The sequence below is a fragment of the Thermoanaerobacter kivui genome, from assembly GCF_000763575.1.
Taxonomy (GTDB): Bacteria; Bacillota; Thermoanaerobacteria; order Thermoanaerobacterales; family Thermoanaerobacteraceae; genus Thermoanaerobacter; species Thermoanaerobacter kivui.
Genome location: NZ_CP009170.1, coordinates 2,245,304 through 2,271,905, shown reverse-complemented (window position 1 = coordinate 2,271,905; position 26,602 = coordinate 2,245,304). Strand labels below are relative to the sequence as shown.

The 26,602-nt window shown below is 37.3% G+C and carries 24 protein-coding genes, 2 pseudogenes and 1 CRISPR repeat array (1 of these 27 only partly in view); of the genes and pseudogenes, 24 read left to right on the top strand and 2 right to left on the bottom strand.

All coding sequences use genetic code 11. The annotated features are described in order from the left end of the window. A CRISPR array of direct repeats spans positions 1–3,803; the repeat unit is 30 nt; unit sequence GTTTTTAGCCTACCTAAGAGGGATTGAAAC; it reaches 1,894 nt to the left of the window's first position. Positions 3,804–3,886: 83 nt separating this feature from the next. Further along, entirely contained in the window at positions 3,887–4,615 is a 729-nt protein-coding gene (locus TKV_RS12940; protein ID WP_148307274.1) for a CehA/McbA family metallohydrolase domain-containing protein, read from the top strand. A gap of 188 nt (positions 4,616–4,803) precedes the next feature. Continuing rightward, positions 4,804–5,088, top strand: coding sequence for a hypothetical protein (locus TKV_RS11515; protein ID WP_049686047.1), 285 nt, complete (start codon positions 4,804–4,806; stop codon positions 5,086–5,088). Between the two features lie 81 nt (positions 5,089–5,169). Here the strand turns inward: TKV_RS11515 and TKV_RS11510 are convergent. Continuing rightward, positions 5,170–5,582, bottom strand: a pseudogene (locus TKV_RS11510) (IS110 family transposase); the annotation flags it as partial. A 184-nt stretch (positions 5,583–5,766) separates the two neighbouring features. Between TKV_RS11510 and cas10 the strand changes: the two are divergent. The 17 genes from cas10 to TKV_RS11440 all read left to right on the top strand — a co-directional run bounded on the left by cas10 (position 5,767) and on the right by TKV_RS11440 (position 19,031). Further along, on the top strand, positions 5,767–8,481 hold the full coding sequence (gene cas10, locus TKV_RS11505) for a type III-B CRISPR-associated protein Cas10/Cmr2 (RefSeq protein ID WP_049686045.1): 2,715 nt from the start codon (positions 5,767–5,769) through the stop codon (positions 8,479–8,481). Then, positions 8,478–9,344 (top strand): CRISPR-associated CARF protein Csx1, encoded by an 867-nt coding sequence (csx1, locus tag TKV_RS11500; RefSeq protein WP_049686044.1) that lies wholly within the window; start codon positions 8,478–8,480, stop codon positions 9,342–9,344. Before cas10 ends, csx1 begins: the two co-directional genes overlap by 4 nt. After that, entirely contained in the window at positions 9,310–9,807 is a 498-nt protein-coding gene (locus TKV_RS13710; RefSeq protein WP_049686043.1) for a TM1812 family CRISPR-associated protein, read from the top strand. Before csx1 ends, TKV_RS13710 begins: the two co-directional genes overlap by 35 nt. A gap of 23 nt (positions 9,808–9,830) precedes the next feature. Next, on the top strand, positions 9,831–10,754 hold the full coding sequence (cmr1, locus tag TKV_RS11490) for a type III-B CRISPR module RAMP protein Cmr1 (protein ID WP_049686042.1): 924 nt from the start codon (positions 9,831–9,833) through the stop codon (positions 10,752–10,754). A gap of 5 nt (positions 10,755–10,759) precedes the next feature. After that, positions 10,760–11,893: a type III-B CRISPR module-associated protein Cmr3 gene (gene cmr3 / locus TKV_RS11485; protein WP_049686041.1), complete on the top strand. Its 1,134-nt coding sequence runs from the start codon at positions 10,760–10,762 to the stop codon at positions 11,891–11,893. Then, positions 11,886–12,935 carry a type III-B CRISPR module RAMP protein Cmr4 gene (gene cmr4, locus TKV_RS11480; RefSeq protein ID WP_009609733.1) on the top strand — a complete coding sequence of 350 codons (1,050 nt, stop codon included), beginning with the start codon at positions 11,886–11,888 and terminating at the stop codon, positions 12,933–12,935. The genes cmr3 and cmr4 overlap by 8 nt, the downstream gene beginning before the upstream one ends. 25 nt (positions 12,936–12,960) lie before the next feature. Beyond that, positions 12,961–13,368 (top strand): type III-B CRISPR module-associated protein Cmr5, encoded by a 408-nt coding sequence (gene cmr5 / locus TKV_RS11475; RefSeq protein ID WP_049686040.1) that lies wholly within the window; start codon positions 12,961–12,963, stop codon positions 13,366–13,368. Then, positions 13,365–14,345, top strand: a complete 981-nt coding sequence (gene cmr6 / locus TKV_RS11470) for a type III-B CRISPR module RAMP protein Cmr6 (RefSeq protein WP_049686039.1) — start codon at positions 13,365–13,367, stop codon at positions 14,343–14,345. The genes cmr5 and cmr6 overlap by 4 nt, the downstream gene beginning before the upstream one ends. A 123-nt stretch (positions 14,346–14,468) precedes the next feature. After that, positions 14,469–15,101, top strand: coding sequence for a TrmH family RNA methyltransferase (locus tag TKV_RS11465; protein WP_049686038.1), 633 nt, complete (start codon positions 14,469–14,471; stop codon positions 15,099–15,101). A 2-nt stretch (positions 15,102–15,103) separates the two neighbouring features. Beyond that, positions 15,104–15,403 (top strand): EamA family transporter, encoded by a 300-nt coding sequence (locus tag TKV_RS11460; RefSeq protein WP_049686037.1) that lies wholly within the window; start codon positions 15,104–15,106, stop codon positions 15,401–15,403. Then, positions 15,357–15,896 (top strand): DUF4416 family protein, encoded by a 540-nt coding sequence (locus TKV_RS11455; protein WP_236617483.1) that lies wholly within the window; start codon positions 15,357–15,359, stop codon positions 15,894–15,896. Before TKV_RS11460 ends, TKV_RS11455 begins: the two co-directional genes overlap by 47 nt. Continuing rightward, entirely contained in the window at positions 15,886–16,818 is a 933-nt protein-coding gene (locus TKV_RS11450) for a glycoside hydrolase family 130 protein (protein WP_049686035.1), read from the top strand. The genes TKV_RS11455 and TKV_RS11450 overlap by 11 nt, the downstream gene beginning before the upstream one ends. A 116-nt stretch (positions 16,819–16,934) precedes the next feature. Further along, complete coding sequence (locus tag TKV_RS13705) at positions 16,935–17,168, top strand: oxidoreductase (RefSeq protein WP_236617273.1); 234 nt, start codon at positions 16,935–16,937, stop codon at positions 17,166–17,168. Further along, positions 17,102–17,425 (top strand): oxidoreductase, encoded by a 324-nt coding sequence (locus TKV_RS13700; protein ID WP_322785823.1) that lies wholly within the window; start codon positions 17,102–17,104, stop codon positions 17,423–17,425. The genes TKV_RS13705 and TKV_RS13700 overlap by 67 nt, the downstream gene beginning before the upstream one ends. 25 nt (positions 17,426–17,450) lie before the next feature. Then, positions 17,451–17,720, top strand: a complete 270-nt coding sequence (locus TKV_RS13695) for an FAD-dependent oxidoreductase (protein ID WP_236617272.1) — start codon at positions 17,451–17,453, stop codon at positions 17,718–17,720. 11 nt (positions 17,721–17,731) lie between these two features. Beyond that, positions 17,732–17,926 carry a hypothetical protein gene (locus TKV_RS13690; RefSeq protein WP_236617271.1) on the top strand — a complete coding sequence of 65 codons (195 nt, stop codon included), beginning with the start codon at positions 17,732–17,734 and terminating at the stop codon, positions 17,924–17,926. Positions 17,927–18,251: 325 nt separating this feature from the next. Further along, on the top strand, positions 18,252–19,031 hold the full coding sequence (locus TKV_RS11440) for an MBL fold metallo-hydrolase (protein ID WP_049686034.1): 780 nt from the start codon (positions 18,252–18,254) through the stop codon (positions 19,029–19,031). A 40-nt stretch (positions 19,032–19,071) separates the two neighbouring features. On the opposite strand, the pseudogene TKV_RS11435 reads toward TKV_RS11440, so the two are convergent. Then, positions 19,072–20,490, bottom strand: a pseudogene (locus TKV_RS11435) (amino acid permease). 534 nt (positions 20,491–21,024) lie between these two features. On the opposite strand from TKV_RS11435, the gene TKV_RS11430 reads away from it, so the two are divergent. The 5 genes from TKV_RS11430 (at position 21,025) to TKV_RS11410 (ending at position 26,197) form a co-directional block, all read left to right on the top strand. Further along, the gene (locus TKV_RS11430; protein ID WP_049686033.1) at positions 21,025–21,465 is read left to right on the top strand and encodes an ACT domain-containing protein; all 441 of its coding nucleotides are present in this window, start codon (positions 21,025–21,027) and stop codon (positions 21,463–21,465) included. An 11-nt stretch (positions 21,466–21,476) separates the two neighbouring features. Next, complete coding sequence (locus tag TKV_RS11425) at positions 21,477–22,733, top strand: homoserine dehydrogenase (protein WP_049686032.1); 1,257 nt, start codon at positions 21,477–21,479, stop codon at positions 22,731–22,733. Positions 22,734–22,736: 3 nt separating this feature from the next. After that, positions 22,737–23,792: a threonine synthase gene (gene thrC, locus TKV_RS11420; RefSeq protein ID WP_049686031.1), complete on the top strand. Its 1,056-nt coding sequence runs from the start codon at positions 22,737–22,739 to the stop codon at positions 23,790–23,792. Then, positions 23,782–24,708: a homoserine kinase gene (gene thrB / locus TKV_RS11415; protein ID WP_049686030.1), complete on the top strand. Its 927-nt coding sequence runs from the start codon at positions 23,782–23,784 to the stop codon at positions 24,706–24,708. The genes thrC and thrB overlap by 11 nt, the downstream gene beginning before the upstream one ends. A gap of 115 nt (positions 24,709–24,823) precedes the next feature. After that, the gene (locus TKV_RS11410) at positions 24,824–26,197 is read left to right on the top strand and encodes a S41 family peptidase (protein ID WP_049686029.1); all 1,374 of its coding nucleotides are present in this window, start codon (positions 24,824–24,826) and stop codon (positions 26,195–26,197) included. Positions 26,198–26,602: the final 405 nt, after the last annotated feature.

Sequence of the window (26,602 nt, the reverse complement as noted above, 5' to 3'; positions counted from 1 at the left end):
GAAATGGAGTAGAGAAATACACATATTTATTGCCTTTTCTTGTTTTTAGCCTACCTAAGAGGGATTGAAATAGAACTATTCCGGAGTGATTAAGCAGTTGGTTGACTTAGTTTTTAGCCTACCTAAGAGGGATTGAAATTCTTCTGCAACGTCTACACCTGACTCTTTCCATATTGTTTTTAGCCTACCTAAGAGGGATTGAAATGAACCTTGGCAATTTTCCCATACTGGCGGAACTGCTAGTTTTTAGCCTACCTAAGAGGGATTGAAATGTACATACAATCTTTCGTTTTTCTTCTCTTCATCGTAGTTTTTAGCCTACCTAAGAGGGATTGAAATAATGCGTATACGACTCAAAACCCATTGCACGCCCAGGTTTTTAGCCTACCTAAGAGGGATTGAAATAGCATTCTTGAATATGGACTCTTCATAATTACTCACTCTTGTTTTTAGCCTACCTAAGAGGGATTGAAATGAAATAACAAAAGAAATCTGGCCTATATAGAGGCCATCCTGTTTTTAGCCTACCTAAGAGGGATTGAAATTCACTTGATGCAGTCCTTATAAGGATATTTTTATCCGTTTTTAGCCTACCTAAGAGGGATTGAAATCGAAGAATGGAGAGGATAAGAATGGATACAAAAGAGTTTTTAGCCTACCTAAGAGGGATTGAAATTCCTGAGCTAACGGAAGAAGAAATAGAGTATCTTAGTTTTTAGCCTACCTAAGAGGGATTGAAATTTACTACTGCTAGAGCTACTGCCAGGAACAGCCACCAGCAGGTTTTTAGCCTACCTAAGAGGGATTGAAATGGTACAAAATAATAATCTGCAAAACTCTGCATATGATGTTTTTAGCCTACCTAAGAGGGATTGAAATCGCCAATTTAGCCCTAATTTTTAGCCCCTTTTCGTCTTGTTTTTAGCCTACCTAAGAGGGATTGAAATCGCCAATTTAGCCCTAATTTTTAGCCCCTTTTCGTCTTGTTTTTAGCCTACCTAAGAGGGATTGAAATCCGATGTAGTAATCTTCAGCCGTTTTCTTAATATCGTTTTTAGCCTACCTAAGAGGGATTGAAATAAATCCCAAGGGGCATTAGTGCTGCTATCATGCTTGTTGTTTTTAGCCTACCTAAGAGGGATTGAAACGCTGAGGTAAGCATTTCCCCCAGCGACTGCCATCCTGAGTTTTTAGCCTACCTAAGAGGGATTGAAACGTGTATGCAACTTTAAAATATTCTATACTGCCCTTAGTTTTTAGCCTACCTAAGAGGGATTGAAACCATCATATATAACATTTTTACCCTCTTTTAAATATTGTTTTTAGCCTACCTAAGAGGGATTGAAACATGCGTGGACTGAAGGCAGATTAGACCTGATAACAAAAGTTTTTAGCCTACCTAAGAGGGATTGAAACCGCATTAGAAGACAAATAAAAAAATTAGCTAGTGATGTTTTTAGCCTACCTAAGAGGGATTGAAACTATCCCGCCCCGGCCACCGGCGGGTTTAGAAATACTCGTTTTTAGCCTACCTAAGAGGGATTGAAACTCTGCACTGCCGAAAAATATTTTCCCGCCGGTAGGCGTTTTTAGCCTACCTAAGAGGGATTGAAACCTCGTTTGCTACTGAGAGTACGGGAACCCGGTACCAGTTTTTAGCCTACCTAAGAGGGATTGAAACATTTTTAGCGGAAAACATCGTGCCCTTAGTATAGCTGTTTTTAGCCTACCTAAGAGGGATTGAAACGAGGTTTCCAGCGTGGGAAACCCTTTATCCGCACCGCGTTTTTAGCCTACCTAAGAGGGATTGAAACAAGGCCTAATCGCCCCGCGGATTTTTTATCTCGTCAGGTTTTTAGCCTACCTAAGAGGGATTGAAACTTATCCAACCGCTTCCATTACAACGTGTGCATACTGGTTTTTAGCCTACCTAAGAGGGATTGAAACTGTATTCAGACACGTTTTCTTTACCCAAGTCATCGAGTTTTTAGCCTACCTAAGAGGGATTGAAACTCCCCGTTCATGAAAGTCCTGAAGCATTCGTTTTTCGTTTTTAGCCTACCTAAGAGGGATTGAAACGGAATATGCTAGTATTCCCCTCCCCCATACCCCGCTGTTTTTAGCCTACCTAAGAGGGATTGAAACAAATCATCCGGTTCCGGTATATCGTACTCAAGCCCGTTTTTAGCCTACCTAAGAGGGATTGAAACGCGACCTTCTGAAAGGGGATGATGGGAAGGTGGAAAGTTTTTAGCCTACCTAAGAGGGATTGAAACTCATGCGCTGTAAGCCAAACCTTTACTACTTCACCTCGTTTTTAGCCTACCTAAGAGGGATTGAAACGCGAGATACTCGCTGACATGAAGAAGGGTATGGAGGTTTTTAGCCTACCTAAGAGGGATTGAAACAAACCATACGATTGCATTTTTTGTTTGGCCTTCTTCGTTTTTAGCCTACCTAAGAGGGATTGAAACAGCTGGCAGACCGAATACCTTTGCAGGCTATCCTGTGTTTTTAGCCTACCTAAGAGGGATTGAAACACCTGTGCCAAGGCAGCGTCAATCTCGGACAGCGTTGTTTTTAGCCTACCTAAGAGGGATTGAAACACAAAAAAGGAGGATGAATAAAAATGGCGACATGGGGTTTTTAGCCGACCTAAGAGGGATTGAAACATTAATAAAATATCAGAAATACTTGGAAAACCGGCAGTTTTTAGCCTACCTAAGAGGGATTGAAACATGAAAGGGTCTGTGTAGTCGATTTGAATTTTTGCATGTTTTTAGCCTACCTAAGAGGGATTGAAACAATGTTTCAATGATTTTTTCTAAATCACGATTTTCCAGTTTTTAGCCTACCTAAGAGGGATTGAAACCGGTTATAGTCGGGCTTTCAATCATAGGCGTTGCTAGTTTTTAGCCTACCTAAGAGGGATTGAAACATTCCTAATATTTCCGAGAGAACCTTGGCGGTTCCCTCGTTTTTAGCCTACCTAAGAGGGATTGAAACCAGTACAAGTAATGTAGAAGAACTTACAAAAGAGCAGGTTTTTAGCCTACCTAAGAGGGATTGAAACAGGACAACCTCCTCTCTCCATCTTCTAGTTTTACTAGAGTTTTTAGCCTACCTAAGAGGGATTGAAACCCTGCCGGAGTGGCAACCTCCGGCAGGCGGAGAACCGTTTTTAGCCTACCTAAGAGGGATTGAAACAATGCAACCCTTTTGCTACCCTTTAAAACAGAAATAAGTTTTTAGCCTACCTAAGAGGGATTGAAACACTACGCAGGATATTTGCACCGTTATAGGGCACTAGTTTTTAGCCTACCTAAGAGGGATTGAAACAAGCAGCTAAGAAAGCACCTTCTTGGCGGAGGATAGGTTTTTAGCCTACCTAAGAGGGATTGAAACTTCGTTGCTGTATTTTTTCAGTCTCTCGTGTAGTTGTTTTTAGCCTACCTAAGAGGGATTGAAACTATATTCAAATGCCCGGAAGCCTTGATTTTTCTGGAGCGTTTTTAGCCTACCTAAGAGGGATTGAAACGCTGTTTGTCAATCAGCTGCTTGTCAATCAGCTGTTGTTTTTAGCCTACCTAAGAGGGATTGAAACAGGTGACAGCGGTGCTTCCTACTGACACACCGGATACGTTTTTAGCCTACCTAAGAGGGATTGAAACACAGGGTATTCGCCACGCTTGCTGTCTCCTACAACCGTTTTTAGCCTACCTAAGAGGGATTGAAACCAGGAAAGCGCATAAGATACACAAAAACAATTACAGGTTTTTAGCCTACCTAAGAGGGATTGAAACCTCAGTCCAAGTACCTTATCCCCGCGCTACCAGGTGTAGAGATCACTACGGCAAACTCCCAAGGGGATGCCCTAGCTTACTGGATGAGTGAAACAGCTGCCACGGTGCCCAATAACCAAACCTATCCAGCGCAAGAGCTCATCAACCGGATAAACGGGCATAACTATCCGTACTCCTATGCGGTCATCGCCCATCCTTACGGAGCTCATCCGTGGAGTGACTGGAATGCAACGGGTTTTTGCGGGATGGAGCTTTTAAGTCAGGAGACCGTTGTCAAACCCGATACTATCTCTCGCTGGTTTACGCTGTTGCGCAGCGGGCTTTCTTCAACGATGTCCAGCGGTAGGTTTATGGTGGGCATCGGGACGTCGGATTGCCACAACTTCCAGGCGCCGGGGTTCGCGGGGTTCACCTGGGCGTACGCGACTTCGTATTCGTCGACAAACAGGGCTGCTATCTGGGATGCGATCAAGTCCGGTAGGGTCAGCGCCTCCGGGCGGAAGGACCTCGGATACTTTACCGTCAACGGGGCCGTTCAAGGAAGCGTCCTGAACGTGACACCCGGCTCGAGTCTGCAGTTCAAGCTGGTACAGACCCCGGTAACCGGCCGGAAGTGCACGAAGATCACGGTATTCAACAAGGACCAGGTAGCCGTCTATACCGTGACCAATCCGTCTACATCGGTGATATATTGGAACACTATAGCCCCATCGACCGACGGCTTTTATGTCGTAAAGTTCGAATTCACTAAGACGGACGGCTCGGACCTCAGCGAGGTATGGGCGAATCCGGTGTTCATTAACGTGCCGTAACGCGGAATGCGTCTCTCCATACGGGCGCGGTTCCAGGAGCTCTCTGTGCGCTCAGGGTTACCCAGTCTTCCTGAGCCGGCGCTGGTCCGGTCCGGCCGCGCTCGGGTTTTGAACGATAGAATTCGGGGGCCTGCCGCTGGTCGGCTTGCGCTTTCGTGGCAGGCCCCCGTGGTCATTGGAGGGAGGTGATGGACGTGTTGCCCCTCTACTGGGGAAGCTTGATTGGGGCACTCTGGGGTGCTTTGAGTTATGTCATCCTTGTAGTACCCGAGATTAGAGAAACCATCCACGATTACCTGGGATACGGTATGAAGTATCTGCTCCTATTTTTGCCATCTCTCTGGGTGGCACCTATTTTCGGTAACTGGGCTGTTCATGGCTTCTGGGGTACCGCCTTACCGCTTGGCGCGAGCGTCGCAGCAGGCGCCATCGCCGGCGCTCTCGTTGGGACCATTTTCTTCCGGAAGCGATAGTCTTGCGACGTTCGCGAATGTCGATGTTACGTTTTAAAGGTTCCTTCTCCCGCGAATGTGGCGATTCACAACACCCTCGCTTTCAGTTATTATGTGTTCAGCTGTGCGTCTGCCCCCTCCTGGAATAGTGTCTAAACTCTCCAGGTCCTCTTCAATAAGGCTATTTGTTCATCAAGAAAATCTATATGTGCCAGCTGTGTCTTTAACATTAATCTTTGATGTGGTCCTATCAAACCATTTAAAGCTTTCTTTAGTTCTTCTTTCTTATTCTTTAATCGTTTCTGGGCCAATTCGGATAAAATGGCTGGATCTTCTTCTCCATTAATTATAGCTTCAATTATCGCACGTGATGATTTACCCAGTATATCTGTAGTCACAGAAGCAAGTTTAATATTTGCTCCCTCTAATACTTTTTGCATCCGGTTTATTTCTCTGGCACGTTCTTCTATTAAACTCCGCCTATATCTTATTAATTCCCGCAATTCCCGCTTTTTGTACTATTCCCTAATTTTTTACAGAAGAAAGATGAGTGTTTGTTAAAAAAGTTGAAATTTTTATAATTTCAAGAAGGAAATTGGCAATTGATGTAGAATTATACATAGTAAAAAGCAGAACTGTTAGATGATAATTATACAAAATTTTCTTTTTTGAAGTTTAGAAAAAGTGAGGGAGAAAAAGATGGAAAAAGTATGGCTTCTGAAACTTAAAGCTTTTCTTCATGACCCTCCTCATAAGCATTGGATAATTTCTATGGACAATGAAGAATGTATAAAAAAGTTCCAGCTTCAGGAAAAAGGTCGATGCCATGAGATTTTAATTAAATCTAAAGTAATTGAACCACTTCTTGGAGAAGATTTAACGGAGGAAGAAGAGAAACTTATTGAAAAAGCAGATACACAAGCTTATCCTGTAAATAGAATACTTCCCCCAGTGGCTGTTAAAATAAGAGGAGAAGATGTGATATTTTTTGACATATTTAATAAAAAAATATATTACGATATACTGGCAGAAACAGATTATGAAACTGAGAATAAGCGTTTTTTAGAATTAATAGAGAAACTTGCAACGAATTATAAGCTTTCTCAGATAAATAAAGAAGAAAAAGCAAAAATCTTGTTTTTATTTCTATGGAGATTCTATCAAAAAATTTTTCACTGGATTAAAATTCATCCTGCAGATACAAGGGCACCCAATCATTCTATTTATGATCACCTTGTTCAAACGTCCACTCTGGTTTCAGCTCTTCCCAAACCAGCATTTTTGCTTTTTACAATTGGTCCTGTTCAAAGCTTTATTGCTACCGCTAGAAAAACTTCTGATTTATGGGCAGGCAGTTATATGCTTTCTTACTTCATATGGGAAAGTATGAAGTTTGTAGTTGAACATTATGGGCCAGATGTAATTGTGTACCCGAATCTTTTAGGTCAACCTCTTGTAGATTTATGGCTTAGTTCAAAGGTATTTGGTAATTCATTCACGGATCTAGCGCAAACAGAGTTTGATGAATGGTTTAAAGAATGGAATAGAGTGCCGAGGTCTGAAAGTTTAGAAGGAAAATTGACTATTGCTAATATGCCTAATAAGTTTCTTGCAATTGTGCCGGTTAATGAAGGAGAAGCTTTGAAACTGGGCGAAGAATGTGAGAAAAACTTTAAAGAGCAACTAAAGAGGTTAGCCAAAAAGACAGCGCAAAGATTAGAAGGCATTTTAAATCGGGATAGAGATTTAGAAAAAATTCAGTTGCAGATTGAAAATCAGCTATTAAAATATTTTCAGGTTTATTGGGCAGTTATGCCATGGTTTGAAGAAGAAGAATCTCCAGAAGAGGCTTTGGCTGGTTATAGAGAAATAATAGGGGAGACAGAGCTTTATCACACGATAAGTGAGTTTACGAAACATGTTAATAAAATATTAGGTAAAAATCAAGAAAAAAGTAAAAAATATAGAGATTTTAGCATAGCCTATTCACTGCTTCTTGAACTAACCGAAAAACTGCTTGGAACAAGGAAAAGCATAAGAGAATTTGAACAGTTAGAGCAAAAAGGGCGTAAATGCAGTTTGTGCGGAGAATTTGAAGTTTTGCCATTGGATTGGGAGAAATTAAGGAGTAAGGAAAAAGGTTTAGTAAAAGAAAAAGAACAACTTTGTGGGGTGTGTCTTGCGAAGCGATTGTTCCCAAAGAGAATGAAGGAAGAGCTAAATCTTTCCGAAGAACTGAAATTTCCCTCAACTTCTGAAATGGCAGCTATTGGAGAAAAAAGGAGAATTGCTGAGAACAAAGAGTTTATTGCAGAGTTTAAGGAATTATTTAAAGAATTTAAGCAGAAATTTATGCTTCCCAATACTGTTTCTGTTCCAAAATTAAAGGATAACCAGCTTTTTGAGATAGATGGTCAATGGCTAATGAAAGAGAGTTATAGAGAAGAATATATTAAAAGCGAATATGCAGAGAACTTCGAAATAGAGGACTTTCAGAACATGGCTCAGAAAATAAGAAAGCTTCTGGAGACTTACAAAATCAACCCTTCCAGGTATTATGCTATTCTTCAAATGGATGGAGATCACATGGGGAAATGGTTAAAAGGAGAGAATAGTCCATCTATAATGGAAACTTTACACCCCAAAGTAGGAGAACATATAAAACAACATGCAAAAGATAACCTATCTTTGATACTTTACAAGAAACACCCTACTACTCCTTCTCTTCACCAGACCCTAAGCAGAAAAATTTCTACATTTGCTCTTCAAGAAGTGCGAAAAATTGTAGAAGAAAAACATTACGGAAAATTGGTTTATACAGGAGGGGATGACGTTCTAGCATTACTTCCTGTAGAAGAGGTGTTGGGATGTGCTTATGAATTGCAGAACGCTTTTAAAGAAGTTTTAAGTTCTGAGGCCTCCATGAGTGCAGGGATTGTGATAGTTCATCATAAATACCCTCTTTATCTTGCCTTAAAAGAGGTTCAACTGGCTCAGAAGAAAGCAAAGGATGAAAGACAGTATAATAGAAATGCATTTTGCCTTAAGTTTATAAAAGGAAGTGGGGCACCGAAAGAATGCGGGGGCAAATGGGAGTTGATAGATTTTTTGAAAGAACTTATAGAGCATTTCAAGAAAGAAGAATTTTCATCCACATTTCCTTATCAATTTTTTGAGGTAGTGGACAGACTGTATGATGATAAAAATAAAGAGCAGGTTCTCGGGATTTTGAGAAATGAATTGAAAAGAATATTTATTCGACAGAGTAGAAACAGAGATGATTTAGAAAAGTATGCTGATGAAATACTGCTTCCTAAATTTGATGAAATAGTTTCAAAAACGCCAAATGGAGTGATGAATTTTGCTAATATGTTGATTATAGCAAGGTCAATTGCAATGGAGGCGAGAATATGAAACTTATATATCAAATAGGGAGATTCGCAAGAGATTTTATGGAAATGAGGGAGTTTAACTTTAAAGACAAAAGTTATAAAGAATTACTTTCAAGCTTTGCCATAAAAAGAGCGTTTGAAGAAGAGGGCTTTCAAACTGAAACTGCAAAAGTTGTTTTAATCTATCCTACGAGTCTTTTGCTTAATGAAACGGTCATCGATTGGCTTTTGAAGGATAAAAAAGGCAACCAGTATAGGGAATTAAACGAATTTAAAGAAAAAATTAGTGGTATAACTTCGAACGCGTTGGAAGAATATCTTTTAAGTCCTTATGATTTTTTTAGAATGCATCCCTATTCCAAAATTGCGGAGGATTTTCTAGTTATTTACTCTATTGGAGAATATAAACTTTTTGGTAAACCTATAAAGTTTAATTGTTCCTATGATGATATAGTTTTACAAATTTTTAGTGACATGGCTATAAGGTATTTAAATGAATACAACAAAGATAATGGAGCAATAGAGTTTTATATTGACATATCTAGCGGACAAAATATGTATATTTCAGCATTGTTGGAAGCAGTGAGGCATTTTTCAGTATTTTCTGGCCTTTTAAATTGGCTTAAAAAAGAAAAAAGACCCAAAATATTTTTAGCGTTTTCAGATCCCATTTTATCAGAGTTAGAAAAAACTTATAAAATACATATCGAGGAATTGCGCTTTAAAACTTTCTTTTCTTCTCCTATAAAGAAAAAAGAGATTGAGGATTTCAACTTAGCGCGAAGAATGGCAAATGGGGAAAAGGAATGTTCGGGAAGATGTAATTTCGTTTTTAAAAAATTTTTTGGAAATGTTAAAGCAAAAACTTTCAAGGTCATGGAATAGTTCACCAGGTCTTTCAAAAGCCGATTATTTAAATACAATTCTGTCTTTGGGATTTTATGCGGGAATTTTAAAGGTTTTAGAGGCTAGGGGTATATCAAAATATGACTGTGAAAAGGGAATTGCACTAGAGGAGATAAAGCAGTTCTTTGCCTCTGAAGAGAATTCTATTTATGAACTGTTTGAGCTGGGAACACATGTTTCAATTTTAGGAAAGGAAATTCGCAATTTATGTTACGGAGGAAAAGAGAAATCTATTTTAAATCAAGCTACAGAAGAGTGGAATAAAGTTTATAACTTTATAGATGAAGGGGAACCCAGCTTTTTTGAGGATAGAAATTTTTTGGCTCATGCAGGCTTTGAAAGAAATGTCACAGAAGTAAGGAAAAAAGAGGGGAAATTGTATCTAAGATATGATAAAAATCTCGAAAAAAAATTTTTAGATTGTTTAAAAAAACATGTGTAAGTTTTATGTGAGAAGGTGAAAATATGAGGAATTATGAGTGTAAATTGCAAATAGTGACGCCAATAATAATGGGTGGCGCAAGAAAAAATTCGCTTGAACTGAGAGAGCAATCTATTAACGGTATTCTGAGGTGGTGGTTCAGATTTTATGGGGGCTTAAAATATCAAGATCTTCAGGACCTGCAAAAAAGGGAAAGTGAAGTTTTTGGTTCCACGAACAGAGCCAAAAGATTTTATATAAGGATACTTCAAAAGCCCCAAAGTACTGAAAAGGCATATTTGTGTATGAATGATAGAAGAAAAAAGGGGGAAAATGGCGCTGTAGCAAATTACAATGAAAGGGTGAGAATTTCTTATGCTCCTAATCAAGAGTTTATTTTAAATTTTAGATTTATGCCACATTTTCTAAAAGAATATGAAAAAGATTTCAAAAATTCAATATTGTGCTTAAGCTTATTTGGTGGCATTGGTGCCAGGTGGAGAAGAGGATTTGGGAGTATAGTTGTTGAAGAGTTTATCCTTTGTGGTGAAGAATTAGAAGAGATTAAAAAAGAGATAAACGAAAAATTGATGGAGTTGAATATACAAAGAGATGTTTCAAAAATAAAGCCTTTACAAGAATTTATTAATTTTACCAATACAAAGATATTTCTAATTAAACCCAAAAATGAATTTTGGAATTCTTATGAAAGTGCTATGAATGACTTGCGTGATAATCTCTATAGAGCTCTAAAACATGAGCTAAAAACTTCAGAGGTCTCTTATTCTCCTAAAGGAAGCAAAAGAAAAACTTCGCCTTTAATAATACAAATCAAGAAAAATGCAAAAAATCATTACTTTGGAGTAATTTTGGTATGGCAAGAGTGGCCTCAGAAGAAACCAGTGGAAGATTTTTTAACAAAATTAAAAAAATACGAATTTATAGAAATCAATCCCCCAGGAGAGTGAAGTGTATGATAAAGTTTAAAATTACCCCTTACGATGTGGTTTTCTTTGGCTCAGGACGGCCTTTTAATGTGGGCGATGTGGTGTACTCCATTTTTCCTCATCCTCACACACTAGCAGGAGCTATTTGTGCAAAAATCCATGCACATACAAAAATTGACACATCAAAAATTTTGAAAAATGTTTATGGTCCTTTTATTGAAAAAGGCGGAAAGCTCTATTTCCCTAAACCCAGCAGTATTTTGGGGGAGAGAAAAAAAGAAAAAATCGAAAATATATTTCATGCTCGCCCTTATGAATTAAACACTAAACTTTTTAGGAAAGAAAATACTAATGCTGATTCTAACATTAAAACATTTCCGCTGTATATGGGTAAAGAGGATATAGGAACTTTTCCGGCTTTTATTTCTATAGAAGGGCTCAGGAAGTGGCTTAAAGGAGAGAAAATAGAAATACATGAAATACTTCAGTATAAAGAAATTTTCACAAAAGAAGAAAGAGTTGGAATCAAAATGGATAGCACAGTGAATGCAGTAGGGGGAGAAGAAGACGCACTTTATAGAATAGAATTTATGAGATTAAAGGAAGATGTAAGTCTTGTTGTATGGATAGAATTTGATTTTGAAGCTGAAGAGATTAGGAAAACAGGTTTTTCAGATGAAAATAAATTGATGGAAATTTTTAATCAACCGCCAAGAGCTTTAAAAATAGGAGGTGAGATGAGAAACGCCTTTTATGAAGTGGGGAGGGAAAATTTTCTGGAATTTTTGAGAGAAAATTTAGGAGTTTCACAAATGGTAAAAGTAAGAGCTGGAGATATTGTAAAAGTTTTATTTCTGACCCCTGGAGTTTTTCCTGATTTTAAATTTTCCGTGGAAGGATTTGAAGTGTTTTCACTGGCTCTAGATAAATACACAATTGTAGGGAGGTACTCACCCAAATTAAAAATAAGGAAGACTGTGAGGGCTTTTCCAAGTGGCACAGTGATGTGGTTTGAAGCAAAGAGGGATATGCTTTTGGTGAATCCAGCTTTCATATTACATGAAGATGGTGGTTACTCTTTTAAAATTCCGAATGGTGAGCAGGACTTTATTGGATCTAATCTAATTCTCATTGGCAAGGAGGAGGTAAAAAATGTATAAAGAGAGCGCTTTAATAACGTTTTACGCTGAAACGCCTGTTCATATGGGCGCAGGGCAGAGCGTATCTTATGTGGACCTGCCAGTCCAGAGGGAAAGACATACTGCTTTCCCAATTTTCTGGTCCAGCGGAATCAAAGGAGTTATAAGGGATACTTGCTATAGGATTTGGAGGGATAGAGACAAAGTAAATCTTATTTTTGGTCCAGAGGAAGATTCCGATTTTTCTAGTTGTATAAGCATTACAGATGCAAAGATTTTACTCTATCCAGTTCGTTCTGTCAGAGGCGTGTTTGCATGGATTACCTGTCCTTTTGTATTGAAGAGATTTAAAGATGAATTGGAAAGTGCAGGAATAAATGAAGTTAATAAAAATTTCGAAGTGATTGATAATTTACACTTAAAAGATGGAGAGGCAGTGATTCCAAAAGAAAGTATTTCAGTTTTAGAGATAAATGATAAACAAGTGGCTTTTGAAGAATTTGTATTTTCTATAAAAAACACGTCGCAAAATATTTCAGAAGTTGTCAAGTTTATAAAGAATTTGCTTCCTAAAACTTTCCTTACAACAGATATTGAAAAACATTTTGCCATTGTGTCAGATGATACCTTCAGAGATTTTGTAAATTATGCCGTTGAGGTGAGGACAAGAGTGAGAATTGACCAAAAGACAGGGACGGTGAAGGAGGGAGCATTGTTTACTGAAGAACTCATACCCTCTGAGAGCGTATTTTATTCACTTTTATTTATTAGTGACCCTTATTTTGGAATAGATGATGAATTTTATAGCTGCCTTCTTGAAGTGAAAGAAAAGACCCAGGGAAAACTTAACTGGGAAGAAGCAAAGAATAAGATTGAGAAAAAAGAATGGCTGGAAAAGGTAAAAAATAAAGAATTTTATCTTAAAAAAGCTTGGGAAGGGAATTATTTTAACTCTGCAGAAGTTTTAGATAATTTGCATGAAATATTAAATGGAACTATTCTCCAGCTTGGAGGAGATGAAACTACGGGAAAAGGGTTTATGAGAGTAAAGATTTATCCATAAATCTCTAAAAGGGAGGATAAGAAAGATGGTTGAAGGTTTGAAAGTTAAAACCCTCGAGCAAGAAAGAGCGAATTTTTGCCTTGAAGAAGTAAAAAATTTACCCAAAGAAAAAGATAAAAGAGACAAATACAAGGCAAATGCCAGAAGGTTGCCAGCTTTTATCGTTTCAAATGGTTTGATTTCCACCCTTGCTTTTTACAAATCCAAAGAGGAAACTAAGCCAGTATATTATACGCTAAACAAGTGGTTGCAAAAAAGAGGATACATACCAAGGGATAAGGATGCTCTTGAAGAATTTGTCAACAAAGATTTTCAAATTCTGCGATTAGCTACTACAGAAATTTTAGCCTTAGCAAATTGGCTGAAGAGAACAGTTGAAATTGAAATAAAGGAAGAAAAAGCTAATTCGCTTGGAGAGAGGGAGGGACAATGATAAAAAGTTTTTCGGATTTGGTAAGGGTTGTGTACAAAGATGATTCTAAGATTGCTTGGGATAAGTGTGAAAATTTTTCTCTAGCATTTTCAAAGCTAATAAGAAGGGAATTAATCGAAAGCGGGAAAGAAGGAGCCAAAAATGCATTTCTAACTAGCCTTGCCAGCTACTCCATGAGGAGTTTAGATTTTGATGCTTATCTTTCCAAAGTTAATCTTCAAGTTGAAGACCTTTCTAAGCAAGGCTACCAACCAATTTTAAGACAATACAAGATTACAACTGCTTCCAGATTGGTAATAGGTTTAGGTGTAGAACATCCTTTAGAAACTTCTCTTACAATACATCATCTATTTGGAATACCTTATATTCCTGGTACTGCTTTAAAAGGTGTTTGTAGGATGGTAAGTTTTTGGGATATAGCAATAGAAGAAGCAAGGGGTGAAGAGATAGAAGAAGGGGAAATTGAGAATTTACAAAAGGAGCTTTATGAAGGTTTGATTTTTGATAGATCTTCTTCTAAAGATAAAGGGAAAGAAGATTCGCCAAAAAGAGTTTTACATAAATTGCTTTTTGGTACCCAAGATTTTAAAGGATTGTTTCTTTTCCTTGATGCCTTTCCGGTTATCAATAACAATGTTTCGCTTTTCGATGTGGATATAATAAATGTACATTATAAAAGTTATTACAGCGATGATACAGGGAAAACGCCACCAGGCGATTGGGAGAACCCTATTCCTATACCTTTTCTGACAGTGAAGGAAAACACCAGTTTTAACTTTAGTGTGCTTTTTGATAAAATCCGTTTTAAAGAACTCATAAAAAAAGAAATTCCATCAGAAGTGAAAGGGGCAATAGATTTTTTAAAAGATGATACTTTCTTAAAAGAATTGGTAGAAAACTGGGTAAAGAAAGCTCTTACTGAATTTGGTATAGGTGCAAAGACAAGATTAGGATATGGATATTTCAAAATCCTCTAAAATATGCTAAATTATAAATAAAGGTGTCTTGTGTGAAAGGGCATAATGAGCTACTTTCAAACACACCTTTTGTAGCAGGTGACATTCTAAAAGTATGAATTTCACACAAGGCAGGGATAGCTTATGCAGTCTAATAAAATAATAGTTCTAGAAGGCAGATTGAAAAGATTTTATGAAGTCTTGCAGAAAAGGCAAAAAGACCTTGTCGTCTTTGTGGATGATGTGACGAACGAGCACAATTTTTCGGCGATATTAAGGACATGCGATGCTGTTGGAGTGATGAGAGTATACTATTTTTCTGAAGCAAAAAACGGCATAGAAATAAATGAAGCGGTGTCAATGGCAGCAAACAGGTGGCTCTTTATTGAAAGGGTTTATGACAGAGAAAAGGCGATAAAGGAGCTAAAAGGAAGGGAAAATTTGCAGGTTGTTGTCACTTGGCTGGATGAGTCCTCAAAAGATTTCCGGGAAATAGATTATACAAAGCCTACTTTATTGGTGGTTGGGAATGAACTAAAAGGCGTGTCGGAGGATATATTAAATCTTGCGGATGAAAGAATTGTTATACCTATGATGGGTATGGTGCAAAGCCTGAATGTATCTGTGGCGACAGGCATAATACTTTATGAGGCTTTAAAGCAGAGGCTTGATAAAGGCATGTATTTAAAGCCAACCCTTTCAGAAAAGGAAATTGAAGAAATTATAATGAAGTGGAATAATGACATAATTGCCAGGAGAAAAGAAAGGAGAAAATAAGAGTGCGAAAAGGGGAAGTGCTTGCTTTTTCGGCAGGTGCACTGTGGGGGACGACAGGTCTTTTTGTCAGGCTGATAGTTAAATTGGGTTTTACTACTGCTGATGTAGCTTTTCTGCGCATGTTTTTTGGGGCTTTACTTGCTTTTTCTATTATTGCAGTGTTGAGGCAATCTTTTTCCTTACCTCTGTGGTCGTGGAAGTATTTGCTTTACACTCGAGCTTTTACTTTTATGGAGGGAATTAAAATTGGGGAAAGTGAAAGAAGTGCTGCCTGTAAAACTTTTTTGCGGCTTTATATATAAAGAAGAAGATGTAGTGGAAGAAGCGATAGAGAAATTAAAAGAAAAATGGGGAGAAATAGACCTTGAAGCAGGCCCTTTTCCCTTTGACTTTACTGATTACTATGAAGAAAAGATGGGAAAAGATTTAAAAAAGCGCTTTGTATCCTTTGAAAAACTTCTTAGTCCAGATGAATCGTATGAATGGAAGCTATTTACAAATTCTGCAGAAGAAATTTTTTCTAAGGAGGGAAAAAGAAAAGTTAATATAGACCCTGGTTACATAGACATGGCCAAAGTAGTGCTTTTTTCGACGAAAAACTTCTACCACAGGATATACCTTGGGAAAGGCATCTTTGCAGAGGTGACCCTTTACTATACGAAGGGCAAATATGAATTTCTTCCTTGGACCTATCCAGATTACAAGACAAAAGAGTATACGGAATTTTTTATAAAATTAAGAGAAGTGTATTCCTTCCAAATAGAAAAACTGAGGAGTGATAAAAATGCGCGATAAGGAGCTTTTTGTAAGGTATGAGAAAAACCCCATACTGACAAGAGATAATATTCCCTATGATGCAAATGCAGTGTTTAATCCAGGAGTAATAGAATTTGACGGCTATGTCTATCTTTTATGCCGAGTAGAGACCAAAGACGGATTTTCTCATCTTACACTTTGCAAAAGCAGGGACGGCCTTACAAATTGGGAGATACCAGATAAGCCCACTCTCTTGCCAGATGAAAATTACAATGAAGAGATGTGGGGGCTTGAGGACCCTAGGATTGTGTACTTAGAGGATATGGGAAAGTACGCCATAACTTATGTTTCTTTTTCTCCAGGTGGTCCTGTAATATCATTAATGCTTACAGAGGACTTTAAAAGATTTGAAAGGAAAGGAGTTTTGGTGCCGCCAGAAGACAAAGACGGCTGTCTTTTCCCCAAAAAATTTAAAGACGGATATGCCCTTATACATAGGCCAATAATTAGAGGAGAGGGACACATCTGGATTTCCTTTTCTCATGACCTAACCTACTGGGGCAAGCACCAGATTTTGCTGCCCGCAAGGCCGGGAATGTGGGACTGCCACAGAGTGGGATTAGGAGCACCTCCTATTGAAACTGAAGAAGGATGGCTTATAATTTATCACGGTATTCGCTACACTGCTTCTACAGCTGTTTACAGAGTAGGACTCGCACTTTTGGACTTAGAAGAGCCACAAAAGGTGATAAGGAGAAGTAAAGAGTGGGTGTTTGCGCCGCAGGAAGAATATGAAAGGATTGGCAATGCAGTGAATATAGTGTTTCCAACAGGGGCAATATACAGAAAAGAAGAAGATAAGCTTATAATTTACTATGGTGCTGCAGATACAAGCATTGGAGTAGCTTTTGCAAGCTTAAAAGATATTTTAGATTATCTGAAAAGTGAGAAAAACGCTTAAAAATGTATACCCCTCCCTTTGATAGAGAAAAAAACAAGAAGGAATTGTCTTTTTTGTGTCGAATAAATAAATTATGAACATTATTTTAAAACTCATAGCAGAGAAGGAGTGAGAATATGGAGCTTACAAAACCCATAAAACTCGGGGGGATAGAGCTTAAAAACCGCCTTGTAATGGCTCCTGTTAAAACAGGGTATGCTACAGTAGAGGGGCAGGTTACGGAAGAATTGATAGGATATTATCTTAACAGAGGAAAGGGAGGGGTGGGTTTAATTGTTTTAGAATCCGCATACGTGGCCCCATCCGGCAAAGAAATTCCGCACCACAAGGAATACCTCATGAGGACATAAAGAAATGGCAAAATATTTATGTAAAAGCTGCTGTCAGAGCTTATGAAGCTGGTGCAGATGCATTGGAAATCCAGTTTGGACATGGTTATCTCATTCACCAGTTTTTGTCACCATATACCAACAAAAAAGAGGACGAATACGGTGGAAGTTTTGAAAATAGAGTTCGCTTTGTGATGGAAATATTAGAGGAAATAAAGAAAGAGATAGGCAATGATTCCAGAATTGGCAGAAGAGATATTGACTTCAGGCAAAGCTGATTTAGTTGCTCTTGGACGTCCTTTGGTGGCTGATCCGCTATTTGTAGAAAAAGCTACCTCAGAACGCAGCAAGGAAATACGCCGCTGTGCTGCTTGCCACCAGGGCTGTCTGGACGAATTGAGAGCAGGACGCCGCTTTGGCTGTAATTTCAACCCATTTGTTGGCATGGAGGAAGAAATCGAAATACCTAAAGCAACTCAACCTGGAAAGAGAGTATTTATCATTGGCGCTGGACTTGCCGGCTTGGAAGCGGCTTATACTGCTGCCGTGAGAGGACATAAAGTTAGCGCTTAAAGGAACGGGGTGTGGAAATCTATGTAAAAACTCGTTTAAAGGAAGTAGGAAAAGCGCTTTTGGTGGAGACACCCGAAGGTGAAAAAGAGCTGCTGCTTCCCGATACTATAGTTTTAGCGGTGGGTTTGAAACCGGATTCTTCTCTTTACGAAGTGGTCAGTAAGGTTTTGCCACAAGAAAAGCTTCATGTTATATGGAGATGCTAAAGAAGTAAAAAAATTGTCAACGCTATTTCTGAAGGACGTAAGTTAGGTCTTTCACTATAAGAGGGGATTTATCCCCTCTTATTATTTAAGCAACTTATCCACAAATGTGTGTGAATATGTTGACAACTTGATGTTAAAAAATCATGTAAGTCATTGGTTAAAACATAGGCATTTTTTAAAACGTGAAAATTTTGCACACAAGTTGCTTGTATATAATTTTATTTTACGCGAAAGAATAAAATTTCTTCACTTACCTTATAGAAATTGGTATAATTAATCTGAAAACAAGTGAAAGGGGGATACCCGCAATGCGGGTATATTGGTTATGAAGTTTTGTTCATTGAGGTCAGGAAGCAGTGGAAATGCTATTTACATAAATCATAAAGATGTGAATATACTTGTTGATGCGGGTTTAAGCGGTAGAACAATTGAAAAAGCGTTACTTAATATAGGCGTAAACCCCAAAAGCCTATCTGCTATCCTCATAACCCACGAGCACAAAGACCATATTATCGGTGCAGGGATACTTTCAAGAAGATACAATATACCTATATATGCCAATAAAGCTACGTGGGATGCGATGGAGAAAGACATAAAAGAAATTTCCGAAAAAAACAAACTCTATTTTACCACAGGTGAAGAATTTGAAATTGGGGATGTAAAAATAATGTCCTTCAAAAAACCCCATGATGCCGTAGAGCCAGTAGGTTTTTCATTTAAATGCGGAGACAAAAAAATTTCCATTGCTACTGATTTAGGGTACATGACAAGAGGTGTGGCAAATCATCTCATAGATTCTGATGTGGTACTTTTAGAAGCAAACCATGATGTAGAAATGCTTATTAATGGTTCATATCCTTGGCCACTTAAAAAAAGGATTTTATCTAATTTGGGCCATCTTTCTAATGACGCAGCTGCGGATGTTCTCATGAAACTGTTTAAAATGAAAGCTATAGGGATAGCTTTTTTAGGTCATTTAAGCCAGAATAACAACAAGCCAGAACTTGCTTTTGCTACTGTAACGGATATGCTTAAAAAGTCAAGGGTAAAATTTGAAGTGAGGATGGCTTTGAGAAACATTGAAAGTGATGTGATGGAAATATAAAAAAAAACGCGGCAAAGTATGAAACTTTGCCGCGTTTTTTCTATTGTTGCTGTCCTTCTGATGTTTTGGATAGTATACTGTGATGTCTTCCGTAACCGAAATAAATGAGAAGCCCTATTACAAGCCATACAATAAGTCTTACCCATGTCTCTCATGGCAGAGATAGCATGAGTGAAAGTACGAAAAGAATTGCCAAAAGAGGTGTCCATGGTACACCAGGTGCTCTGAATTTTCTTGGTAAGTCTGGTTGTGTATATCTTAATACTATTACACCGATAGAAGTGAGTATAAAAGCTAACATAGTTCCTATATTTACAAGTTCTGCGATTATGCCAATTGGTAAGAATCCTGCCACTAAAGTTGTTGCAATCGTTATGAGATATATAGCCAGAGTAGGTGTTCTAAATTTTGGATGAACTTTTGAAAAAGCGGGTGGAAGTAATCCATCACGAGACATAGCAAAGATTATTCTTGTAGATCCGTAGAACATAACGAGTAACACTGTTGTAATACCTGTTATAGCGCCCAAAGATACAAGTCCTCTTGCCCAGTTTAGACCTATCAAGTTAAGAGCTTTTGCAACAGGAGCTGGGTCGTTCAACTCAGTGTATGAAACAACACCTGTCAAAATTGCTGAAACAGCGATGTACAAAAGGGTACTGATTCCAAGAGATCCTAAAATTCCAATAGGCATATCTTTTGCTGGATTCTTTGTCTCTTCAGCAGCTGTGGAAACAGCATCAAAACCTATATATGCAAAGAAGATAATTGCTGCGCCATGGAATATTCCTTGCCATCCATAAGGCATAAAGGGTTGCCAATTAGATGGTTTTACATGCCATACAGCGACAAAGATAAAGAAGAGAATTACAAACACTTTAAAGGCAACGCCAATGTTGTTAACAGTAGCAGTTTCTCTTACTCCAATGTAGTTTAAGATTGCAATGACAAGAAGGATTCCTATTGCTGGAAGATTAATAAGTCCTCCGGGTGCTTGCCATGCAGAGTTAGCTGCCCAAGCAGGAATATTTATTCCCACACTTGCCAGGAGGTTAGTGAAATAACCAGACCAACCTAAAGCAATTGCTGGAAGAGCAAAGACGTACTCAAGTATTAAGTCCCATCCTATTATCCAAGCTATAAATTCTCCCATTGCAATATAAGTGTAGTTATAAGTAGAACCTGCAATTGGGAATATTGATGCCAATTCTGCGTAAGAAATTGCTGCAAAAGCACAAGCCAATCCTGCTAAAATAAAAGAGAGCACAATTGCGGGACCAGCTTTTTCAGCGGCGGCAACACCAGTAATAACAAATATACCAGTACCTATGATTGCGCCCAATCCTAATGCGATTAAGTCAATTGCAGTTAAAGTTTTCTTCAATTTGTATTCAGCAGCTTCCGTTTCTGACAATACCATCTCTAAAGTTTTCTTTCTAAATAGATTTGATTTTGACATTAAATGTCAACCCCCATTTTTAAAAATTTGCTCGCTTAGTTACAAAATTTTAAATAAATTAAAAAATCAATACACCCCCCTCTTTCTGATAAATATACTTTCCCTGACGCTCATTAATGTAACAGATAGATAAGATGAAGGTAAAAATGCAAAATGTTGATAAATTAATGGGTAATAGTTTTACAAACAATATATTCGACGCTTTTTTAAAAAATCCTTCTTAAATACAAAAAATTTGTGAGGTGTTAACAATAAAAAATGCATATTAGTGAATAAGTATGCCAATATGTTATACTACAGCGAAAAATAAAGAAAAAAATTGAGTTTTTAATGATTTTTTAGTGAATATTTATTACTGAAAATTTTTTATTTGGAACTCCTTATGTAAATACATTAACCCTTATCTTACTTTTTTAGTATTAATTTTTTGTTTAGTAAACGTAAACCGCTATTGATTTTTATAATTTTATGTGGTAAAATGTATCTCATATATGGAATAATGTTTATACAACAAAAACAATGGAGGTGGAATTTGTGGGAGAGGACGGCAAACTTTATATCATAAGAGAGGAAATTCTTTCTGACTCTCTCAAAAAAACCCTAAAGGTAAAAGAATTGCTGGAATCAGGTAAAGTAAAAACCATCAACGAAGCAGTCAAAAAAGTAGGGATATCCCGCAGCGCTTTTTACAAGTATAGAGATTATGTCTTTCCTTTTTCAAAATTTAGCAAAGGGAAAATCATAACTCTTTCTATGGTTTTAGAACATATGCCAGGAGTGCTCTCGTCTATTTTGGACGTGGTGGCAAATGTGAGGGGTAATGTTGTCACTATAAATCAAAGTATTCCTTCAATGGGCGTTGCAAGTGTTACTATTTCTATTGACACCCAGTACATGGAAATAAGCTTAGAAAATTTTCTTGAGAAATTGTTCAGTCAAAATGGTGTGAGGAAAGTCGAAATTTTAGGAGAATAAGGGGGATATAAATGAAAATAGGATTGATGGGTCTTGGCACAGTTGGAACAGGTGTAGTTCATTTAATCAATCAAAATGGTAAAAACATTGAAAAAAAGATAGGTGAAAAAATCGAGATAAAAAAGATACTTGTAAAAGACCTCAATAAAAAGAGGACACCCCTTGCAGAGGGAAAAATAACTTTTAATGCAGATGACATCTTAGAAGATGAAGAAATAGATGTTGTAGTAGAAGTTATGGGAAAAGAACACCCTGCTTTGGAATATATCATAAAAGCTCTCAAAAAAGGTAAGCATGTTGTCACTGCAAACAAAGAAGTCATAGCAGTTCACGGTAAAGAGCTAATAAAACTTGCGACAGAAAATAAAGTAAGTCTTCTCTATGAAGCATCGGTTGGTGGTGGTATTCCCATCATCAGGCCATTAAAACAATGTCTTGCGGCAAATAAAATATACGAAATCAAAGGAATATTAAACGGAACTACAAATTATATATTGACAGAGATGAAAGAAAAAGGCCTTGACTTTGAAGAAGTCTTAAAAGATGCCCAACAAAGAGGATATGCAGAAGCAGATCCAACAGACGACGTGGAAGGCTTCGATGCTGCAAGAAAGCTTGCCATACTGTGCACTTTAGCTTTTAACAAATTCATTTTGCCTGAAAAAATTTATACAAAAGGTATAAGATCTGTCTCTAAATCTGACATAAAGTATGCAGAAGAATTGGGGCATAATGTAAAACTCATAGCTTACGCAAAAATTGATGAAGAAGACCGTTTAGAAGCGTGGGTACATCCTGTCATGATAAAGAAAGACAATCCTTTAAATGGGGTAAATGGTGTCTTTAACGCTATTTTAGTAGATGGAAATGCGGTAGGAGAAGTCATGTTTTATGGGCAGGGTGCAGGTATGATGCCTACTGCCAGTGCTGTTGTTGCGGACATAATGGATGTGAAAAACCATATTGTAATTCAAAATGGATGTGAAGATGCTGACCTTCTTCCTATTGTGGATACTGTATCCAAATATTATATAAGACTTATAGCTCTTGATAAATCGGGAGTGATGAGTAAAATCACAGGAATACTGGGAGACAAAGGAATAAGCCTTTTGTCTGTTGTACAAAAAGGAGTTTTGGGAGATACTGCAGAGATTGTTTTGATTACTCATATTGCGAATACAGGAAAAGTATTTGAAGCACTGGATGAAATACAAAATCTCAAAGAAGTAAAGAGTATCGAGAGCGTTATAAGGGTAGAGGGGGAATAATTGATGCGCTGTGAAGGTGTAATAAAAGCTTATAGAGAGTTTATGCCTAAAATAAAAGAGGAAAACATAGTCACATTAAAAGAAGGCAACACCCCCCTTATAGAAGCTGTAAATCTTGAAAAAGCTTTTCCTGGTATAAAAATATATTTAAAATACGAAGGGTTAAACCCAACAGGTTCTTTTAAAGACAGGGGGATGACTGTAGCAGTGTCACAGGCGAAAGAGCAGGGTTCTAATGCCGTAGTGTGCGCTTCAACAGGGAATACCTCTGCTTCTGCGGCTGCTTATGCGGCAAAAGCAGGGCTTAAAAGCATCGTACTTATACCGGGTGGCAAAATCGCCTTAGGAAAGCTTGCCCAAGCCATTGCTTATGGGGCAAAAGTCATTGCTATAAATGGGAATTTTGATGATGCCTTAAGGTTAGTTAGAGAGATTTCACAAAAATTTCCTATAACGTTGGTAAATTCTATAAATCCTTATAGATTAGAAGGGCAAAAGACAGCTTCTTTTGAAATATGTGACGAACTTAAAGATGCACCTTCTTATGTTGCACTTCCTGTAGGAAATGCGGGAAATATAACAGCTTATTGGATGGGTTTTAAAGAATATTATAATGCGGGGAAAATAAAGAAACTTCCTAAAATGTTAGGTTTTCAGGCAGCTGGGGCTGCACCTATAGTTGAAAACAGAGTAATTGAAAACCCTGAGACTATTGCAACAGCGATACGAATAGGTAACCCTGCCAGCTGGGAAAAGGCTGTCGCTGCGAGAGATGAGTCGGGTGGAATCATTGACAAAGTTACAGATGAAGAAATACTGGAAGCTTATGCGCTTTTAGCCAAAAGTGAAGGTATTTTTGCAGAACCTGCTTCAGCGGCTTCTATTGCAGGGGTTATTAAGAAATACAAGGAAGGATTTTTTAAAGAAGGAGAATCTGTTGTTTGTGTTTTAACGGGAAATGGATTAAAGGATCCAGATACTGCTGTTAAATTAGGTGGAGAGATAAAAACGATAGAGGCGAATCTAAAAGCATTGGAGGAAGTTTTATATGGAGAGTGACATGGTAAAAGTGAGAATTCCCGCTTCTTCAGCAAATTTGGGACCGGGCTTTGACTGCATAGGAGTGGCACTAAATTTGTATACAGAAATTTCTATGGGATTTATAGAAGAAGGGCTCTTGATAGAGGTTTCAGGAGAGGACTATAAAGAAATAGAAACAACTGAGGATAATCTCGTCTATAAAGCGGCTAAAAGAGTTTTTGAAAAAACTGAGACACAATATGAGGGATTAAAAATAGAGATAAGAAATGGTATTCCCATAGGCAGTGGTCTTGGAAGTAGTGCGGCGGCGATAATTGGTGGGATGTTAGCAGCAAATGAACTTGCAGGAGGTATTTTAACACATGAGGAAATTTTAGACCTTGCGGCTTCTATGGAAGGACATGCCGATAATGTAGCTCCTGCTCTAAATGGAGGACTGAATGTAACGGTTTTTGATGGTAATACTACTTATTATGTAAAAAAAGAATTAGAAGAAGAATTAAAATTTATTGCCTTTACTCCCAAAAAACTTTTAAAAACAGAGATTGCAAGGAGTATGTTGCCCCAAAAAATAGATTTTAAAGATGCTGTATTCAATGCAGGTAGGTCTTCTCTTTTGACAGCTGCTTTGTTTAGTGGAAGGTACGACTTGTTAAAGATTGCCTCTCAAGATATGCTCCATCAAAAATACCGCTCTAAACTTATACCTGAAATGCATGCCTGTTTTGAAAAAGCTTTAGAAGCAGGCGCTTATTCTGTTTTTTTAAGTGGAGCAGGCCCCACAATTATGGCTATTTGCTCGGAAGATAAGGTAGATACAGTAGTAGAAGGAGTAGGAAGTGTGTATACTAGCATGGAGATAGATTATAGAGTATATAAACTCCATTGTGAAAATAACGGTGCTCAAGTTTCAAAGGTTTCTCTATCAGTATAGGGAAACCTTTGAAATTTTATCATATGATAAATTTTTATGATAAACCAATGTGATATAATTAAACTTAGTAGCGGAGAGATTATAACTCAATATATTAGAAATGGAGGTATATATTGTGAAAAGATTTTTGACGCTAATTTTGACATTTTTAATTGCTGCAAGTCTTGCTTTTACTGTTCCAGTACATGTTTTTGCTGAATCTTCAACACAAACCACGACAGATCAACAACTATATGATAACCTTGCAGACATTGGTTCCATTATGAAGTATATAACAGATAATTACATTGGAGATGTGACGTACGATCAACTCAAAGAAGCAGCTTTAAAAGGAATTTTTTCAAGCCTTGATGAATATAGTACATATTTTACAAAAGAAGAGTTTAAAGATTTTACCAAAAATACTTCTGGGACTTTCAGCGGAACAGGAATGGTCTTGACTGAAAAGGACGGGAAAATTGTTGTAACTTCCGTTTTAGAAGGTTCACCTGCTGAAAAAGCTGGAATCAAAAGCGGTTATATTATAAAAGCGGTAAATGACAAAAGCGTTGAGGGAATGAATATAAATGACGTAGTAAACATGATAATTGGGGATGAAGGTACAAAAGTAAAGGTCACTTTTGACGTAGGTGGGTCAATAAAAGAATTTGAACTTACCAGACAAATAATTCGTGTCAATCCAGTTTCTTATAAAATAATCGATGGAATTGGATACATAAAAATACAAGAATTCAATGAAAATACCACATCTAACATAACAAAAGCCCTCATGTATATGGACAATAATGGTATAAATAAAATTGTTCTTGATTTAAGAGATAATCCCGGTGGACTCCTTACAGAGGCGGTAAGCGTTGCAAACTTTTTTGTTCCAAAAGGAGTTGTATTGACTGTAGAGAGAAAAAATGGAGAAAATGAAATATATTATTCTTATCTCAATAATCCTAAGTATAAATTAGCAGTATTAATTAACGGCAATACTGCTTCTGCAGCTGAAATATTAGCAGGGGCTATACAGGATACCAAAGCGGGTATATTAGTGGGAGAAAAATCTTTTGGGAAAGGGACTGTCCAATCAGTAGTGCCATTGCCAGATGGAAGTGGTTTTAAGCTTACAATTGCAAGGTATAAACTCCCTTCAGGCAGATATATTGACAAACAAGGCTTGAAGCCAGATATATATGTGGTAAATACTCAATATACTCCTTCAATTAAATTTAATGGCACATTGAAGGTAGGTTCCAGAGGAAATGATGTGAAAATTTTACAGAAGAATTTAAATATATTGAAGTTTAATGCGGGCCCAGAAGATGGTATTTTTGGACCTAAAACGGCAAACGCTGTAAAAGAACTGCAAAAGAAAGCGGGATTAACTCCGACAGGGGTTTTTGATAAAAACACATACGATGCGATGGTTAAAATGCTTGAAGAATTAAATAATAGAGATGTTCAATTAGATAAAGCAATAGAAGTGTTAAAGAAAATATAAAATTTAAAAATACTTTAATATTATAGAAGCGTTTTCGAACCACATGCGAAGCATGTGGTTTTTTAATTTTATAAAATGAATAATTTCTTGCAAAGAGTGTGTTTTATAAATAAAAAATTTTATTTTTCCAAAGAAGGAAAAATGTAATTTATGTAGAATAATATTGAATATGAAATTTATGCAACATTAAATAGTAATCATACAAATAGCCAAGCAAAAGATATACAAAGGATTAGTATATTATATTTTAAATAAAATGTCTCAAATTCAACAATAATTACAAATTTTATTTATAATTATTAAACATATGCTATCTAAGGGTTTATTCCCTTGGATTATAGATATTTCATAAAATGGGGGGATGAAGGGGAGAAAATTGTATCTTTTTGTCGAAACATAAGGAAG

Coding starts and splice junctions, on each gene's coding strand:
- cas10 (WP_049686045.1), top strand. CDS start 5,767: ATGGAAAAAGTATGGCTTCTGAAACTTAAAGCTTTTCTTCATGACCCT.
- TKV_RS11515 (WP_049686047.1), top strand. CDS start 4,804: ATGGACGTGTTGCCCCTCTACTGGGGAAGCTTGATTGGGGCACTCTGG.
- TKV_RS13710 (WP_049686043.1), top strand. CDS start 9,310: ATGTTAAAGCAAAAACTTTCAAGGTCATGGAATAGTTCACCAGGTCTT.
- TKV_RS11450 (WP_049686035.1), top strand. CDS start 15,886: ATGCGCGATAAGGAGCTTTTTGTAAGGTATGAGAAAAACCCCATACTG.
- cmr4 (WP_009609733.1), top strand. CDS start 11,886: ATGTATAAAGAGAGCGCTTTAATAACGTTTTACGCTGAAACGCCTGTT.
- thrC (WP_049686031.1), top strand. CDS start 22,737: ATGCGCTGTGAAGGTGTAATAAAAGCTTATAGAGAGTTTATGCCTAAA.
- TKV_RS11465 (WP_049686038.1), top strand. CDS start 14,469: ATGCAGTCTAATAAAATAATAGTTCTAGAAGGCAGATTGAAAAGATTT.
- TKV_RS13705 (WP_236617273.1), top strand. CDS start 16,935: ATGGAGCTTACAAAACCCATAAAACTCGGGGGGATAGAGCTTAAAAAC.
- cmr6 (WP_049686039.1), top strand. CDS start 13,365: ATGATAAAAAGTTTTTCGGATTTGGTAAGGGTTGTGTACAAAGATGAT.
- TKV_RS11425 (WP_049686032.1), top strand. CDS start 21,477: ATGAAAATAGGATTGATGGGTCTTGGCACAGTTGGAACAGGTGTAGTT.
- cmr5 (WP_049686040.1), top strand. CDS start 12,961: ATGGTTGAAGGTTTGAAAGTTAAAACCCTCGAGCAAGAAAGAGCGAAT.
- TKV_RS12940 (WP_148307274.1), top strand. CDS start 3,887: ATGAGTGAAACAGCTGCCACGGTGCCCAATAACCAAACCTATCCAGCG.
- csx1 (WP_049686044.1), top strand. CDS start 8,478: ATGAAACTTATATATCAAATAGGGAGATTCGCAAGAGATTTTATGGAA.
- cmr3 (WP_049686041.1), top strand. CDS start 10,760: ATGATAAAGTTTAAAATTACCCCTTACGATGTGGTTTTCTTTGGCTCA.
- thrB (WP_049686030.1), top strand. CDS start 23,782: ATGGAGAGTGACATGGTAAAAGTGAGAATTCCCGCTTCTTCAGCAAAT.
- TKV_RS11440 (WP_049686034.1), top strand. CDS start 18,252: ATGAAGTTTTGTTCATTGAGGTCAGGAAGCAGTGGAAATGCTATTTAC.
- cmr1 (WP_049686042.1), top strand. CDS start 9,831: ATGAGGAATTATGAGTGTAAATTGCAAATAGTGACGCCAATAATAATG.